This window comes from Nonomuraea marmarensis, from assembly GCF_043197025.1.
In the GTDB taxonomy this organism is placed as follows: Bacteria; Actinomycetota; Actinomycetes; order Streptosporangiales; family Streptosporangiaceae; genus Nonomuraea; species Nonomuraea marmarensis.
This window is the reverse complement of the sequence record NZ_JBICRM010000046.1, coordinates 13,026-28,358: the sequence shown is the minus strand read 5'-3', so window position 1 is coordinate 28,358 and position 15,333 is coordinate 13,026. Positions and strand designations below refer to the sequence as shown.

The 15,333-nt window shown below is 69.4% G+C and carries 14 protein-coding genes; 5 read left to right on the top strand and 9 right to left on the bottom strand.

The window, feature by feature from the left end:
- Positions 1-63: 63 nt before the first annotated feature.
- Positions 64-1,323, top strand: coding sequence for a lamin tail domain-containing protein (locus tag ACFLIM_RS44695; RefSeq protein ID WP_393175921.1), 1,260 nt, complete (start codon positions 64-66; stop codon positions 1,321-1,323).
- Between the two features lie 32 nt (positions 1,324-1,355).
- Here the strand turns inward: ACFLIM_RS44695 and ACFLIM_RS44690 are convergent, their stop codons facing one another.
- Together ACFLIM_RS44690 and ACFLIM_RS44685 are read right to left on the bottom strand one after the other, a co-directional pair.
- Positions 1,356-1,700, bottom strand: a complete 345-nt coding sequence (locus ACFLIM_RS44690) for a hypothetical protein (RefSeq protein WP_393175919.1) — start codon at positions 1,698-1,700, stop codon at positions 1,356-1,358.
- Between the two features lie 10 nt (positions 1,701-1,710).
- Positions 1,711-3,405, bottom strand: a complete 1,695-nt coding sequence (locus ACFLIM_RS44685; RefSeq protein WP_393175917.1) for a hypothetical protein — start codon at positions 3,403-3,405, stop codon at positions 1,711-1,713.
- A 232-nt stretch (positions 3,406-3,637) separates the two neighbouring features.
- Between ACFLIM_RS44685 and ACFLIM_RS44680 the strand changes: the two genes are divergently transcribed.
- Both ACFLIM_RS44680 and ACFLIM_RS44675 read left to right on the top strand, forming a co-directional pair.
- Positions 3,638-4,531 (top strand): hypothetical protein, encoded by an 894-nt coding sequence (locus tag ACFLIM_RS44680; RefSeq protein ID WP_393175915.1) that lies wholly within the window; start codon positions 3,638-3,640, stop codon positions 4,529-4,531.
- A 138-nt stretch (positions 4,532-4,669) separates the two neighbouring features.
- Complete coding sequence (locus ACFLIM_RS44675) at positions 4,670-5,326, top strand: SRPBCC family protein (protein ID WP_393175913.1); 657 nt, start codon at positions 4,670-4,672, stop codon at positions 5,324-5,326.
- Here the strand turns inward: ACFLIM_RS44675 and ACFLIM_RS44670 are convergent.
- The 4 genes from ACFLIM_RS44670 to kdpF are packed head-to-tail and all read right to left on the bottom strand — an operon-like array spanning position 5,321 to position 9,931.
- Entirely contained in the window at positions 5,321-6,130 is an 810-nt protein-coding gene (locus ACFLIM_RS44670; RefSeq protein ID WP_393175911.1) for a potassium-transporting ATPase subunit C, read from the bottom strand. The two genes, ACFLIM_RS44675 and ACFLIM_RS44670, sit on opposite strands and share 6 nt — an antisense overlap.
- Positions 6,131-8,182 carry a potassium-transporting ATPase subunit KdpB gene (kdpB, locus tag ACFLIM_RS44665; protein ID WP_393175909.1) on the bottom strand — a complete coding sequence of 684 codons (2,052 nt, stop codon included), beginning with the start codon at positions 8,180-8,182 and terminating at the stop codon, positions 6,131-6,133.
- Between the two features lies 1 nt (position 8,183).
- Complete coding sequence (gene kdpA / locus ACFLIM_RS44660; protein WP_393175907.1) at positions 8,184-9,842, bottom strand: potassium-transporting ATPase subunit KdpA; 1,659 nt, start codon at positions 9,840-9,842, stop codon at positions 8,184-8,186.
- Entirely contained in the window at positions 9,842-9,931 is a 90-nt protein-coding gene (kdpF, locus tag ACFLIM_RS44655) for a K(+)-transporting ATPase subunit F (protein ID WP_393175905.1), read from the bottom strand. Before kdpF ends, kdpA begins: the two co-directional genes overlap by 1 nt.
- A 317-nt stretch (positions 9,932-10,248) precedes the next feature.
- On the opposite strand from kdpF, the gene ACFLIM_RS44650 reads away from it, so the two are divergent.
- Both ACFLIM_RS44650 and ACFLIM_RS44645 read left to right on the top strand, forming a co-directional pair.
- Positions 10,249-11,574 (top strand): glycoside hydrolase family 30 protein, encoded by a 1,326-nt coding sequence (locus ACFLIM_RS44650; RefSeq protein WP_393175903.1) that lies wholly within the window; start codon positions 10,249-10,251, stop codon positions 11,572-11,574.
- A 58-nt stretch (positions 11,575-11,632) separates the two neighbouring features.
- Positions 11,633-11,869 carry a hypothetical protein gene (locus ACFLIM_RS44645; RefSeq protein WP_393175901.1) on the top strand — a complete coding sequence of 79 codons (237 nt, stop codon included), beginning with the start codon at positions 11,633-11,635 and terminating at the stop codon, positions 11,867-11,869.
- On the opposite strand, the gene ACFLIM_RS44640 is transcribed toward ACFLIM_RS44645, so the two are convergent.
- The 3 genes from ACFLIM_RS44640 to ACFLIM_RS44630 are packed head-to-tail and all read right to left on the bottom strand — an operon-like array spanning position 11,866 to position 15,276.
- Entirely contained in the window at positions 11,866-12,966 is a 1,101-nt protein-coding gene (locus ACFLIM_RS44640; protein WP_393175899.1) for a 5-methyltetrahydropteroyltriglutamate--homocysteine S-methyltransferase, read from the bottom strand. The genes ACFLIM_RS44645 and ACFLIM_RS44640 overlap by 4 nt on opposite strands.
- Before the next feature lie 16 nt (positions 12,967-12,982).
- Complete coding sequence (locus ACFLIM_RS44635; protein WP_393175897.1) at positions 12,983-13,849, bottom strand: amidohydrolase family protein; 867 nt, start codon at positions 13,847-13,849, stop codon at positions 12,983-12,985.
- Positions 13,846-15,276, bottom strand: coding sequence for an acyl-CoA synthetase (locus ACFLIM_RS44630; RefSeq protein WP_393175895.1), 1,431 nt, complete (start codon positions 15,274-15,276; stop codon positions 13,846-13,848). Before ACFLIM_RS44630 ends, ACFLIM_RS44635 begins: the two co-directional genes overlap by 4 nt.
- Positions 15,277-15,333: the final 57 nt, after the last annotated feature.

The following is a 15,333-nucleotide window of genomic DNA, read 5'->3' as shown; positions in this document are numbered from 1 at the left end:
CCGATACGTGGACTCTGCCCCTTATGAGAGTTACGCTCCGCTGGCCACTAGATGGGGGCAATCATGAGCTACACACTGTTACGCGGCACCTTCGTGATCCGGTATCCGGATCTCCCGCGGCAGGGTCCGGAGCCCGACGGAGACACCGTCAAGTTCCTGCCCGACTCGCCCGCGCTGGTCGAAGGGCTGCCGCGGCGCTCGGGCCGGCCGCCGAACATCAACGGCCGCGGCATCTCCGTACGGCTGGAGGCCGTGGACGCGCTGGAGACCCACTTCGAGGAGACGCACCAGGAGCTCGCCGGGGCCAACGCGGCGCGGGACGAGCTGCTGCGCCTGCTCGGCTTCACGAACGTGCGCTTCTGGGACGACCTGCCGAACAAGGTGCAGTCCGCCGACCAGGACTCCCTCCGCGGCCACGTGCTCACCAACGGCATCGACGCGAACGGGCGCCTGATCGCGTTCGTCTACCCGGGCGACCATCCGGGGACCGACGGGGCCGAGGTGTTCCTCGACGGACCGCTGGCGGACGCGTCCGTGAACGGGGCGCTGCTGGCCTCGGGACTGGTCTATCCGGCGTTCTACGCGACGCTGCCGGCCGAGCTGCGTACGCATCTGGCAGGGGTGTCGCAGGCGGCCAGGGAGAAGGCGCTGCCCACCGGCATCTGGCCGCGCTCGACGGCCGACCCGAACGGCGCGGCCGTGGTCGCCGATCTCGCCGCCGCCGAGGAACTGGTCATGTGGCCGAAGCTGTTCCGGCGCATCGTGCCGTACCTGGCGGCGGGGTTCACCTCCTTCGACGGCTTCGACGCCTGGCTGCGGGCGGACCCGGTCAACCGGGACGACGAGCTGTTCCTGCTCCGCAAGCTCGAACGGGGCAATCTGCACGACGTGGTCAAGGGAGCCGGTCAGCAGATCCAGCTGACGACGTGGCCCGAGGACTTCATCATCAGCCCGGACCCGGCGCCGCCGGGCACGCCCGTCAAGCCGCCGCTCATCGCGGCGGGCGACCTGCTGATCGTGGCCGCGCTCCCGGACCCGGTTGGGGCCGACCGCGGCAACGAAACCGTCACCGTCCTGAACGTCACGCCCGGCGCCATCGATCTCACGGGCTGGGCCCTCTCGGACGCCGCCGGCGGCCGCAAGCCCCTGAGCGGCACCGTCGAAGGCGGGGCGGCTCTGCGGGTGGTGCTGGACGCGAAGGTGCAACTGGGCAACCGGGGCGACACCATCATCCTGGTGGATCCCGGGGGGACGTCGATCGACCAGGTGACGTACAAGGAGGATCGCGTCAAGGCGGGCCGCACGATCTGCTTCGGCCGCTGACCACACCGGCTGGGCCGGGGTGTCAGGAAACGTCAGGAGAACAGGGCGCGGATTTGCGAGACGACCTCCACGATCACCGACACCTCGGCCGCCCGGACCGACAACCGCTTGAGTGCGTCCAGAATGCGCGACCGGTCCGGCTCCGCCTCCTCCAGCTCCCGCCGCACGTCGACTACGTCCCTGCGGGCCTGGGCGGGCTCGGTCAGGGCCGTCTCGTGCTCCCCGAGCAGCCGTTCGAGCCTGTCCAGGAGCGCCCCGAGCTCCCCGGCCGCCGGAGCGCCGACGTTGTTGACGGTGGCGCGGGCGTGCGCGCCCATCGCGATGGGGCCGCTGACGTTGCCACCGCTGATGTGCACCCCGTATTCCTCCGTGCCCATCGGAGCCTCCCTAAGCCGGTTTCGGGTTGTTGACGGTCGCCGAGGCGTGCTGGCCGAACGCGATCGGGCCGCTCACCGTCCCGCCCGCGCCCACCGACACCGTGTTCATGGTCACGCTGGCCGCCTGCAACCGGTACGCCCCCGTCTCCACCCTGCGCTCCTCCAGGAAGTCCAGGACCGCCTCGGTGAGCCGCTGCTCGATCATCCTGACGTATTTGGCGACGTCCAGCACCTGGATGTGGGTCTGCAGGTCCTCGCTGGCCCCGAGCTCGCGGACGCTGAAGCGGGACCCGTACGGATAGACGATGTGCTTGCGCGGGTCGGGTGCCGTCACGTTCTGGCGGATGGCCTGCACGGCGGTGCGCACGACGCGTACGGGCGCCGCCAGCACGTCACGCAGCAGCCGCAAGCGCAACACCTTGACCGCCTCCCACGCGATCCGCCCGCCGGTCATGGTGGGCAGGCGGTCGACCACGCGGTACGGCCCGAACGCCGGAGGCAGCACGGTGACCACGAACTGGGTGTAGAGCATCCGCCCCTCGACGGCCAGATAGATGAACGCCGAGGTCAGCGCCTCCTGATCCTCGGCCGGCGCGACGAGGTTGCCGTGCAGGTCACGGATCTCCTGCCCGGCGTTGTTGATCGTGACGCGCTGGTAGTAGCGCACGCCGCCCTGCGGATGGCGGGCGATGGCCGCGATCTCCTCCGGCGTGGCCTGGAACCTGGGCAGCCCGTCCTTGTCGATGAACGGGTGCGCCACCGGCGCCCGGTCGCGATGCCAGTCGGTGACCGTGAAGATCCCGCGCGTCACCACGTGATCGCCGATGTCGAGCCGCTGGATGCCCTCGTTGGGCCGCAACACGCGGTCGCGCATGTCCACGAGCCGGGCGCGGACGAAGGCGTGCAGCTCCACGGGGTCGATGTCGATCGGGTCGTCCTGCCGCCTGCTCGTCTGGCCGTCGCGTACGCGGTCGAGCTCCACGGCGATGGACCAGCTCCGCTCGATGGAACCGGCACCCATGAACGCGTCCTCGTTCGCGTACATGGTCACATTGCCCCACTGGGCCCTGCGGATGTAGTCGAGGCGGCGGCCCGTCTTGGGGTTGGTGACCCTGCTGATCGGCTCGGGCGTGCCCGGCCTGAGGGTGCCGGCCAGCGTCAGGTAGATCGCGATCCGGTAGACGACCGCGATGCCCAGCGTGACGACCGGGACGAGCAGGGCCTGCGCCAGGGACCCGCCGCCCGCGGTGCTGGGCGCGTCGAGACCGTAGAAGTCCTCGTACGGGCTCCGCTCCGAGAACAGGCCGCTCACCACGGTGACGACCTCGGTGAGGATGACCAGGAAGAGGAGGGCGAAGAGCGCGTAGGCCGCCCAGAGCCAGATCAGCACCCTCAGGAACAGCGGCCCGCGCCTGACCCCGTCCACCGTGAGGAGGGCGAAGGGAACGAGCGCGAACAGCCAGGTGACCGTGCTCAGCGGCGCGATCAGGAGGCCGATGACGAAGAACGCGGTGATCAGGCAGTCGCGGACCACGAGCATCGTGCGGGAGCGCCGGCAGTGGTGGATCACCGGCATGAGGTCGAATCCACCGTAGGAGGGAGGGACCGCCCTGAACGGGTCGAACAGCAGCTCGCCCAGCGTCCTGTCGCGGAAGCCGCCGTCCAGGTAAGCGGCGGCGCACAGGTAACGCGTCACGTTGCTCATCGGTGAAACGGCCGCATGCGTATCGCGCAGGGAGTCCGCACCGGAGCTATTGAGAACCATGGCCCTCTCCCGTCGTTTTCACGTGCGGGCCGAGCTTATGGTGGGCGATTGCTTCAAGGGTACGTTGTTATCAAATAGTCTTCGTGCATAGGGAAGTGACAACGGGACTCCAAGAGAGTGGGACATACAGCATTTTTCCCATTTTCTTGGGATATTCCGGGAGGGTGTATTGGTGCACGAATCGGGCTCCGGCCGCCTCTGCGGACGCTGCGGATCCCACGTCGGCAACCTCTCCCAGTGCCCCCGCTGCCGAGCCCCCATCGCACCACCGCCCACCGCCGCCCCACCCCCTCCGACCGGACCGCCGCCGCCGATCGGTGGCGGCCGGGAGCCCGCCAGCCTGGGGCGCACGCCGGCCTGGCGGCGGCCATCGGTGCTCCTCAGCCTGGCAGCCGCCTGTTTCGCACTCGCCCTGACCTGGTGGATCGTCGCCGACCGCCCCGCGCCCGCGAACGAGGCCGCCGAGACGCAACAGGGCCGGGCACCCGTGCTCGCCACCTCCAGCCCGGAGCCGGGCAGCCCTGAGCCGGGCAACGGATCACCGCCGGCCACCGACGCGTCCTCGCCGGACCCGGCCACGGGCACGGCGTCTCCGGATCCGGCCGCGACGCCCTCCGACCCGGCCGCCGCGCAGCAGGCCCAGGACATGAACGGCCTGCTGTCCAGCAGCAGCTCCACCCGTTCCAGCCTCTCCCTCGCCATCGCGAGCACCAGCAGGTGCGAGCGGGACGGCGTGGACACCATCCAGGACATCACCGCCAGCCGCGGCGACCAGCTCGCCGCCGCCGGCGCGCTCACGGTGACCGCCCTGCCGGAAGGAGCGGAGCTCAAGGGCGCCCTGGTCGACGCCCTGTCCGCGTCCCACGACGCCGACGCCGCCTTCCTCGCCTGGGCACGTCGCTACGTGGGCGGGGACTGTACGGGAGCCATCGCAAAGGACCGCGACTACAAGCGCGGCCTGGACAGATCCGAGGCCGCGCAGGCGGCGAAGCGCCGATTCGCCGAGGCGTGGCGGCCCATCGCGGAAACGTACGATCTCACCGCCTGGAAGCCCAGCCAGATCTGATCACCATTATCGGGATCCGGCCATATACGAAAATATCCCGATTTATCCCGAGAAATGTTCAAAAGTCAGCGACCCTATCCAAGTCCGGCGTCATGTCAGACACTGGGCGTTCCGACCAGCGATGCGAAGGAGTTCGTGATGGTCATTACGCGCTCTCTGTTCAGGTTGGCCGTCGGCGCGGCGGCAGGCTATCTGCTCGCCGTCCGTCCGTGGCACCTCCGCTGGGGTGCCGACGACAGCGAGGTACATGCGGGCATGGCCGGTGACGACATCGTCCACGCCTCGCAGTACCAGGCGACCCGGGCCGTCACCATCGACGCGCCTCCGGCCTCCGTCTGGGCCTGGCTGATCCAGCTGGGCGGCTACACCCCAGGAGGTCCCACCGAACGCCCCGCCGCCGCCACCGGCCACCCCGGCAGCACCGAATGGCCCGGCGCCACCGACCAGGGCGAGGCCGCCGGGCAGCAGGGGCTGAAGGTGGGTGACGTCCTGCATGCCGCACCCGACGGCACCGGATTCGTCGTCGAGCAGATCGACCCGCCCAACACCCTCGTGCTGGCCCTGCGCGGCCCCGACGCCACCACGACCTGCTCCATCGCCCTGCGCGACCTCGACGGCAAGACCAGGATGGTCTTCCGGCTCCGCATCCGCGCCCAGCCCACCCTGCGCGGCATCACCTACCTCGCCACGATGGACGTGGGCGACTTCGTGGCGATGCGCAGGCAGATGCTGACCATCAAGGCCCGCGCCGAGTCCGCGCACTCAGCCGCCCCCGCAGGCGGCCCCGGCTCATGACCGATCGAGCGCCAGGTTGAGTTCGAGCACGTTGACGGCGGGTTCGCCCATGAAGCCGAGCGCCCGGCCGGTGGTGTGCTCGTCGATCAGGGCCCGCACCTTCTGCACCGCCAGCCCGCGTTCCCTGGCCACCCGGGGCGCCTGGAGCGAGGCGTAGGCGAGGGAGATGTGCGGGTCCAGCCCCGAACCGCCGGCGGTCACCGCGTCGGGCGGCACGGCAGGCATTCCCGCAGCCCCCCTGACCGGGACCGTCCGACCGGCCGCGTAATCCTCACCCGGCTTGGCGCACTCCACCTTCAACCCCTGGTAGCTGGGCATGAAGGGGGCGGCCGGACAGGCCTGGTTGATACTGACGGCACGGTCGGGAAACACCTTGAGCACCGCACCCACCCCGTCCGAGGTGCAGTACGGCCGGGCGCCGCTGACGCCCTCCAACTCACCGACCGTCTTGGACCGGGCGCAGACCTGGCTGAGCAGCGACCGCTTGGGCAGCACGTCCACGATGTCCTCGGGGCCGAGGTTGCTGGCGCCGGTCGAGGTCGGGTCGTAGTCGTGCCCGGCCGCCGGCGGGCGGGACTGGAAGTACCTGCGGACCGGGTTGCCTCCGGCGTCGGTGAAGCTCTGCCCGATCAGTGCGCTCCCCCGCCCCCCTTCGACGAGAGAGCCATTGGCCCTGCCGCCGAACAGCGCCTGCGCGACGCCGGTGACGACCAGCGGATAGACCAGACCGAGCAGCACAGTGAGTACGACGACCGCGCGGACGGCGGCCAGGTGCCGGCGGATCCAGCTTGGCGTGCGATCCATTTATGACATCCCCGGAAGGAACTGGATGATGAGGTCGATGATCTTGATACCGATGAACGGCGCCACGATCCCGCCCAGGCCATAGAGGTAGAGGTTGCGCGAGAGCAGCTTGGCCGCGCTGGAGGGCCGATACCGCACGCCGCGCAGAGCGAGCGGGATCAACGCGATGATCACCAGGGCGTTGAAGATCACCGCGGCCAGGACCGCGGACTGCGGGCTGCTCAGGCGCATGATGTTGAGCGTGTCCAGGCCGGGGTAGACGACGGCGAACATGGCCGGGATGATCGCGAAATACTTGGCGATGTCGTTGGCGATCGAGAACGTGGTCAACGCGCCCCGGGTGATCAGCAACTGCTTGCCGATCTCGACGATCTCAATGAGCTTGGTCGGGTTGGAATCCAGATCGACCATGTTCCCGGCTTCCTTGGCGGCCGAGGTGCCGGTGTTCATCGCCACGCCGACGTCGGACTGCGCGAGGGCGGGGGCGTCGTTGGTGCCGTCGCCGGTCATCGCGACCAACCGGCCGCCCTCCTGCTCCTTCCTGATCAACGCCAGCTTGTCCTCGGGAGTGGCCTCGGCCAGGAAGTCGTCCACCCCGGCCTCGTCGGCGATGGCCTTGGCGGTGAGCGGGTTGTCGCCGGTGATCATGACGGTGCGGATGCCCATCCGGCGCATCTCGTCGAAGCGTTCCCGCATGCCATGTTTGACCACGTCCTTGAGGCGGATCACGCCCAGCACCCGGCCCTTCTCCGCCACCACCAGCGGCGTGCCGCCGGTAGCGGAGATGCCGTCCACGAGGTGGCCGATACCGGCGGTGGGATGGCCGCCATGGTCGCGCACCCACTTCATCACCGCCGTCGCCGCCCCCTTGCGGACTTGGCGGCCGTCCACGTTAACGCCGGACATGCGGGTCTGAGCGGTGAACGGCACCCAATGCGCGCCGTGGATCTCGCGCTCGCGCAGGCCGTAGTGCTCCTTGGCGAACACCACGATGGAACGCCCCTCCGGGGTGGCATCGGCCAGGCTGGACAGCTGCGCCGCCTCGGCCAACTCCTGCTCACTCACCCCGTCCACCGGGACGAACTCCGAAGCTTGCCGGTTGCCCAGCGTGATCGTGCCGGTCTTGTCCAGCAGCAGCGTGGACACGTCCCCGGCCGCCTCCACCGCCCGCCCCGACATGGCCAGCACGTTGCGCTGCACCAGCCGGTCCATGCCCGCGATGCCGATCGCCGACAACAATGCGCCGATCGTGGTCGGGATCAGGCAGACCAGGAGCGAGACCAGCACCACGCCGGTGACGCCATCGGCATCCAGCGCGAGCGAGTCCGGCACGCCGGGGTTGATCGACTTGGAGTAGATGGCCAGCGGCTGCATGGTCGCGGTGGCCACCAGGAAGATGATGGTCAGCGCGGCCAGCAGGATGTTGAGCGCGATCTCGTTCGGGGTCTTCTGCCGATCCGCGCCCTCGACCAGGGCGATCATGCGGTCGATGAAGCTCTGGCCGGGTTTCTGGGTGATCTGCACGATGATCTTGTCGGAGAGCACCTTGGTGCCGCCGGTGACCGCGGAGCGGTCGCCGCCGGACTCGCGGATCACCGGCGCGGACTCGCCGGTGATGGCCGACTCGTCCACGGACGCGATCCCCTCCACGACATCGCCGTCGCCGGGGATGGTCTCCCCGGCCTCGACGACCACGAGGTCGCCCTGCTGGAGCTCGGGCGCGCCGATCACGTCCCATTCCGTGGAGGTGCGGGTTTTGAGGCGGCGGGCGGTGGTGTCGCGTTTGGCCGCCCGCAAGGTGGCGGCCTGCGCCTTGCCGCGGCCCTCGGCCACGGCTTCGGCCAGGTTGGCGAAGACGACCGTCAGCCACAACCAGACGGCGATGGCCCAGGCGAAGAACGACGGTTCCAGGATCGCCAGCACGGTGGAGAACACCGCGCCGACCTCCACGACCAGCATGACGGGCTTGCGCCACAACTGGGCCGGGTTCAGCTTCCTGATCGCGTCGGGGAGCGACTTGATCAGCTGCTTGGGGTCGAGCAGGCCGGTCATCTCAGGAGAGTCCTTCTGCGAGCGGGCCGAGCGCCAGCGCCGGGAGGAACGTCAGGCTCACGAGGATGATCGTGACGCCGACGACCATGCCGACGAACTGCGGCCGGTGGGTGGGCAGGGTGCCGGCGGAGGCGGGCACGGGCGCCTGCCGGGCCAGCGATCCGGCCAGGCCCAGCACCAGGATGATCGGCACGAACCGGCCGAACACCATGCACAGGCCGAGCGCCACGTCGTACCACGGGGTGCCGACGGTGAGGCCGGCGAACGCCGAGCCGTTGTTGTTGGAGGCGCTGGTGAACGCGTACAGCACCTCGGACAGGCCGTGCGGGCCGCCGTTGAGCATGGCGGCGCGCCGCTGCGGCGAGCCCATGGCCAGGCCCGCGCCGGTCAGCACCAGCACCGGCGTGACCAGGAAGTACAGCGACGCCAGCTTGATCTCGCGGGAGCCGATCTTCTTCCCCAGGTATTCGGGTGTCCTGCCGACCATCAGCCCGGCCACGAACACGGTGATGACCGCCAGGATGAGCAGGCCGTACAGGCCCGCGCCGGCGCCGCCCGGCGCCACCTCGCCCAGCATCATGTTGTACAGCAGCATCATGCCGGCGAGCGGGGTGTAGGAGTCGTGGGCGGAGTCCACCGCGCCTGTGCTCGTGAGCGTGGTCGAAGCGGCGAAGGTGGCCGAGTCCGCGACGCCGAAGCGGGCCTCCTTGCCCTCCATGGCGGCGCCGGCCGCCAGCGGCACGGTCGCGTTCCCGCTCAGCTCGAAGACGTTCGTCAGCACGACGCTGGCCAGCGCGATCACGGCCATCACAGCGACGATCGAGTACCCCTGCCTGACCTCGCCGACCATCCTGCCGAAGGCGCGTGGCAGCGCGAACGGGATGAGCAGGATGAGGAAGTTCTCGAGCCAGTTGGTCCAGTTGGTGGCGTTCTCGAAGGGGTGGGCGGAGTTGGCGTTGTAGAAGCCGCCGCCGTTGGTGCCCAGCTCCTTGATGGCCTCCTGCGAGGCCACCGGGCCGCCGGTGATGCCCTGGGTGCCGCCGGTCAGCGTCTGGACCTCGTGGACCCCCGAGAGGTTCTGGATCAGGCCGCCCGCCACCAGCACCAGCGCGGCCACGAAGGCGATGGGCAACAGGATGCGCACGCAGCCGCGTACCAGGTCCACCCAGAAGTTGCCGAGCAGGTCGGTACGGCTGCGCGCGAACCCCCGCACCAGCGTGACCGCCACCGCCATGCCCACCGACGCCGACACGAAGTTCTGCACCGCCAGCCCGGCCATCTGCGTCAGATGCCCCATGGTGGTCTCGCCCGAGTACGCCTGCCAGTTCGTGTTGGTGACGAAGCTGACCGCCGTGTTCCACGCGACGTGGTCGGTCACCGGCGGGTGGCCCAGGCTCAGGAACAACTTGTCCTGCAGCCGCTGCAACCCGTACAGGACCAGGATGGAGACCACCGAGAAGGCCAGCAGGCTCCGCGCGTACACGCCCCACGTCTGCTGAACGTCCGGGCAGACTCCGAGGAGCCGGTAGACGCTCCGCTCGACCGCGTTGTGCCGTCGGCTCGTGTAGACCCGGTGGATGTAGTCGCCGAACGGCTTGTGCACCAGGATCAGCGCGATGACCAGGGAGGCGAGGTACACGATCCCCATCGCGGTGCTCATCAGAACCGCTCCGGGAACAGCAGGGCCGCGACCATGAAGATCACCAGGGCGACGGCGACCACGAGGCCGCTGGTATTGGTAAGGCTCATAGGCGCTCCACCGCCCGCACCACCAGCCCGAAGACCGCGAAGATCACGATCGTCAGGGCCACGAAGATGACGTCGGCCATCCCCACTCCTCGCATCAGGAAATGCTCTCGACCACCAGGACAGGCGGCGGCACGGAAAGCAGGCCCCCAGAAATGGGCGGTTTTCCCCTTCTTGACGGCTTCCATGCCACCGCAGCCCGAATGTTGACGCGCCCTCTACATGCAGCCCCGAGTGGTTGACGGCGGGCCTCTCCGGCGCTTACGGTTCCGGCCATCGGCGAAATATATCGTCACAATTCCGAAACTTTCGGAGGCGTCATGTTACGAGGAGTTGTCGCGGTCACCCTGCTCGGCCTCCCCACGGTGGGCCATCCGGCCGATCCCCCGGCCGTCACCGTGCACGAGCACGTCCGGCACCAGGAGATCGACGGGTTCGGCATCTCCCAGGCGTTCCGGCGCAACGAATTGCTCGAGGCGCTCTCGGCGGCGCAGCAGCGCGAGGTGCTCGACCTCTGGTTCGACCGCGGCAAGGGGGCCGGGCTCAGCATCCTGCGGCTGGGCATCGGCTCATCCCCGGCGGGCAGCCCGTACGACCACATGGTGTCGATCCAGCCGGAGGACCCCGGCGGGCCTGACGCGCCGCCGAAGTACGTCTGGGACGGCGACGACAACAGCCAGGTGTGGGTGGCCAAGGCGGCCAAGGCGTACGGGGTGAAGCGCTTCTACGCCGACGCCTGGAGCGCGCCCGGCTACATGAAGGACAACGGCGACGACAAGAACGGTGGCACGCTGAAGCCGGAGTGGCAGCGGGCCTATGCGAACTACCTGGTGCAGTACACGAAGTTCTACGCGCAGGAGGGCATCAAGATCACCGATTTGGGGTTCACGAACGAGCCCGACTGGACGGCCACGTACGCCTCCATGCGCTTCACCCCGGAGCAGGCCGCCGAGTTCGTCAAGGTGCTGGGCCCGGTCGCGAAGGGCGTGAACGTGGCCTGCTGCGACTCGTTCGGCTGGAGCGAGGCCAAGGCGTACACGGCGGCGATCGAGGCCGACCCCGAGGCCCGCCGCTGGGTGAAGACCCACACCGGGCACACGTACGCCAGCCCCGTCGACGGCCCGCTGCCGACCGGCCGGAAGACGTGGATGTCGGAGTGGAACCCCAACGGCAGCACCTGGAACGAGAGCTGGGACGACGGCAGCGGCTACGACGGATTCACGATCGCGCAGGCCGTGCACGACGCGCTCACCCTCGGCAATGCCAGCGGCTACGTCTACTGGCTGGGCGGCTCGCGCGGCGCGACCAGGGCGCTGCTGCAGATCGACGACACGGCGAAGACGTACCGCGTGTCCAAGCGGTTGTGGGCGCTGGCGGCGTACAGCAGGTTCATCAGGCCCGGCGCGGTCCGGCTGGACGCGGCGGCGGCGGATCCGGCGCTGAAAGTTTCAGCGTTCCGCAACGCCGATGGCTCACGCGTGATCGAGGTGCTCAACACGGGCACAGCCGCCGTCACGTGGCAGGGCGTGCGCGGGAAGGCCACCGCCTACCTCACCGACAACGCCAACTCGCTCACCCCGTCCCCGGTGACGGGCCGCACGGTGACGCTGCAGCCCCGGGCGCTCACCACGATCGTCATCCGGTGACGACGGCGTGCGCCCAGGCCAGGTGCCGCCTGGGCGCACGCCGGCCCATCAGGAGACCGTGACGATCGCGCTTGACGGCCACGGCGGCCCCTGGCCGCGCTGCATGACGGCCTGCTGGGTGGCGTCCGACGGGCACGGGGGCGGCGACGAGGGGCTCACCGATGCCTTCCTCGCCGCCGTCGCGTCGGGTGACCCCGGCCTGCTCCAGTCGGACGCGGCCGAGAGCCTGATGTCCCACCGCGTGGTGTGGGCCGCCGAACAGGCCCGCCTCACGGGCACGGTGGTGACCCTCTAGCCCCACACCTCCTGGGCGGTCTCGACGATCAGGGCGAGCTTGGCGAACTGCTGGTCGGCCGTCAGTTCGTTGCCCTCGACCGTGGAGGAGAAGCCGCACTGCGGCGACAGGCAGAGCTGGTCGAGGTCGATGAACTTGGCGGCCTCGTCGATGCGGCGCTTCAGCGTGTCCTTCGACTCCAGCTCGCCGTGCTTGGTGGTGACCAGGCCGAGCACGACCATCTTCCCCGGCGGCACGAAACGCAGCGGCTCGAAGCCGCCGGACCGCTCGTCGTCGTACTCCAGGAAGAAGCCGTCCACCTTGAGCTCGCCGAACAGGGCCTCGGCGACGAAGTCGTAGCCCCCGGCGGCGGCCCAGGAGGAGCGGAAGTTGCCGCGGCACATGTGCGTCGTGATCGTCATGCCCGCCGGCTTGGCCGCCAGCGCGGCGTTGATCTGCTTGATGTAGCGCAGGTGCATGTGCTCGGCGTCGTCCCCGCGCTCGCTCAGCTCCGCCCGCTGCGCCGGGTCGTTCAGGTAGGCCAGGCTCGTGTCGTCGAACTGCAGGTACGTGCACCCCAGCGCGCCGATCCTGCGCACCTGCTCGGCGTAGGCCGCGCTGAGATCCCGCCAGAACTCCTCCACGTCCGGATAGACCTTCGGGTCGATGGCCGCGGGCCCGCCCCGGTAGTGGACCATGCTCGGCGACGGGATGGTCAGCTTGGGCACCGCCGTGGTCACCGTGTCGCGCAGGTACGTGAAGTCGTCGGCGAAGACCGGCTCGTTCAGCTTGATCCGGTCGTGCACCCGCAACGCGGCCGGGGTGAACTCTATGTCGCCGCGCTCGTTGTGGAAGCGGACCGTGATGTTCTCGTCGGTGGCCTGGCCGATGCCGCCGAGCCGGTAGATGAAGTCCATGTGCCAGGAGGCCCGCCTGAACTCTCCATCGGTCGCGCTCTGCAGGCCGGTCTCCTCCTGCCTGCGTACCACCTGTCTGATGGCCGCGTCCTCCGCCTCCCGCAGCGCCTCACCGGAGAGGCCGTTGCGGGCGCGGAGCAACGCGGAGGGTCGCAGGAGGCTGCCGACGTGGTCCGCGCGGAAGGGGGGTGAGGTACGCATTATGGATCATCTCCTCTTACTGGAGGTTGAGCAGTCGTGCGGCGTTGTCTTTGAGGATCTTGGGGCGGACGTCGTCCTTGATGGGGAGGTTCGCGAAGTCGGCCAGCCAGCGGTCCGGGGAGATGAGCGGGTAGTCGGAGCCGAAGAGCACCTTGTCCTGCAGCAGCGTGTTGGCGTACTGGACGAGTTGCGGCGGGAAATACTTCGGCGACCAGCCGGACAGGTCGATGTGCACGCGCGGCTTGTGCGTGGCGACCGCGAGAGCCTCGTCCTGCCAGGGGAACGACGGGTGGGCCAGGATGATCGTCAGGTCGGGGAAGTCGGCCGCCACGTCGTCCACGTGCAGCGGGTTGGAGTACTTCAGCCGCACTCCCCCGCCGCCGGGCACGCCCGCGCCGATGCCGGTCTGCCCGGTGTGGAACAACACGGGCACCTGGAGCTCGGCGATCGTCTCGTACAGGTCGTAGGCCATCCGGTCGTTGGGGAAGAACGCCTGGAGGTTCGGGTGCAGCTTGAAGCCGCGCACGCCGTGCTCCTCGACCAGCCGGCGGGCCTGCCGGACGGCGACGCGGCCCTTCCACGGGTCCACGCCCGCGAACGGGATCAGCACGTCGGCGTTGTCGGCGCACGCCTGGGCGACCTCCTCGTTGGGCACCGGCGGATGGCCGGTCGCGGTCTCGGCGTCGACGGTGAAGACGACCGCCGCCATGTTCCGCTCCCGGTAGTGAGCGGCCAGTTGCGGCACGGTCGGGCGTTCGCGGCCCGCCTTGAAGTAGCGGTCGGCGGCGGCCTTGAGCTCTCCGCCCAGCGACTCCGCGCCGTTCTCCGCGATCTCGGCGTGGGTGTGTACGTCGATCGCGACCAGCGCGTCGAGGTCGATCACGCGGGTCCTCCGTGGAGCTTTCTGAGCGGGGCTTTGAGCAGCTTGCCCGCCGCGTTCTTGGGCAGTTCGGGGACGAATTCCAGATATTTCGGGATTTTGAAGCGGGCCAGGCGGCCGTCCAGGTGCTTCAGCAGCTCGTCGGACTGGACCTCCGTGTCCGGCCGCGGGACGACCAGGGCCTTGCCGACCTCGCCCCACTTCTCGTCCGGCACGCCGATCACCGCGCACTCGGCGACCGCGTCGTGCTCGTACAGGGCGCTCTCCACCTCGGCGGGGTAGATGTTCTCGCCGCCGGAGATGATCACGTCGTTGAGCCGGTCGGAGATGCGCACATAACCATCCTCGTCGGCCACGCCGACGTCTCCTGAGCGGAACCAGCCGTCGGGCGACAACACCTTCGCGGTCTCCTCGGGCCGCCCCCAGTAGCCGGGCATCACGTTGGGACCCTGTACGTACACCTCGCCCGGCTCGCCGGACGCCGCCGCGGAGCCGTCGGGCGCGACCAGCCGGACGTCGGAGAAGAAGCACGGCACCCCCGCCGAGCCCGCCTTGGCGATCGAGTGCTCGGAGCCGAGGAAGAGCGCGCCGGGTGCGGTCTCCGTCATGCCGTACCCCTGGAGGAACGTCAGCCCCCGATCCTGATATATCCGGATCAGTGGCTCGGGCACCGGCGCGCCCCCGCACAGCAGGTGCCGCAGGCTCGACAGGTCCGCCCTCTCCCACCGCGGCGACCGGGTCAGAAAGTTGAACATCGACGGCACCCCGAACATCACCGTCACCCGCTCCGCCTCGATCAGGTCGTACGTCCGGTCCACGTCGAAGGAGGGCTCCAGGATGGCCCGGCCGCCCTTGAGCACGGTCGGGATCAGTGTCTGGGCCAGCGCCGCGATGTGGAACAGCGGCGCACTGATCAACGTCACCTCGTCGTGCGCGAGCGGCACGTCCACCAGCAGGTTGACGGTGTTCCAGGTCAGGTTGGCATGGGTGAGCATGGCGCCCTTGGGGCGTCCGGTCGTCCCCGAGGTGTACATGATCAGGCACACGTCGCCCTGGCTCACCGGCTCGTCGATCGGCTCGGGCGAGCCCGTCGCCAGCAGTTCCTCGTAGTCGGCGGCCCGGATGTGGCGGCCCGGCAGCCCGTCGCCGTCCTGCCCCTCGCCCAGCACGACGACCGCCGCCTGGGCGTCCTCCAGGATGAAACGCAGCTCGGGCCGGGCCAGCCGGGCGTTGAGCGGCACGAACGCCGCTCCCCGCAGCCCCGCCGCGAAGAACGTCTCCACCATCGACGGCTGGTTGACCCCAAGGAAGGCCACCCGGTCGCCACGTCCGACGTCCAGGGCCGAGGCCAGCCTGTTCGACCGTTCCCGCAGCTCACGATAGGTGTAGTCGCGCCCGCGGTACGTCAGCGCCACCCGTTCGGGCGTCATGCGCGCCCTGCGTGCCGGCCATGAGCCAATCCCCTGATTCCGCATCGGCACTCCTTG

Bases quoted from the DNA above. Each gene is read 5' to 3' on its own strand.
- ACFLIM_RS44695 (WP_393175921.1), top strand. From the start codon at position 64: ATGAGCTACACACTGTTACGCGGCACCTTCGTGATCCGGTATCCGGAT.
- ACFLIM_RS44690 (WP_393175919.1), bottom strand. From the start codon at position 1,700: ATGGGCACGGAGGAATACGGGGTGCACATCAGCGGTGGCAACGTCAGC.
- ACFLIM_RS44685 (WP_393175917.1), bottom strand. From the start codon at position 3,405: ATGAGCAACGTGACGCGTTACCTGTGCGCCGCCGCTTACCTGGACGGC.
- ACFLIM_RS44675 (WP_393175913.1), top strand. From the start codon at position 4,670: ATGGTCATTACGCGCTCTCTGTTCAGGTTGGCCGTCGGCGCGGCGGCA.
- ACFLIM_RS44670 (WP_393175911.1), bottom strand. From the start codon at position 6,130: ATGGATCGCACGCCAAGCTGGATCCGCCGGCACCTGGCCGCCGTCCGC.
- kdpB (WP_393175909.1), bottom strand. From the start codon at position 8,182: ATGACCGGCCTGCTCGACCCCAAGCAGCTGATCAAGTCGCTCCCCGAC.
- kdpA (WP_393175907.1), bottom strand. From the start codon at position 9,842: ATGAGCACCGCGATGGGGATCGTGTACCTCGCCTCCCTGGTCATCGCG.
- kdpF (WP_393175905.1), bottom strand. From the start codon at position 9,931: ATGAGCCTTACCAATACCAGCGGCCTCGTGGTCGCCGTCGCCCTGGTG.
- ACFLIM_RS44650 (WP_393175903.1), top strand. From the start codon at position 10,249: ATGTTACGAGGAGTTGTCGCGGTCACCCTGCTCGGCCTCCCCACGGTG.
- ACFLIM_RS44640 (WP_393175899.1), bottom strand. From the start codon at position 12,966: ATGCGTACCTCACCCCCCTTCCGCGCGGACCACGTCGGCAGCCTCCTG.
- ACFLIM_RS44630 (WP_393175895.1), bottom strand. From the start codon at position 15,276: ATGACGCCCGAACGGGTGGCGCTGACGTACCGCGGGCGCGACTACACC.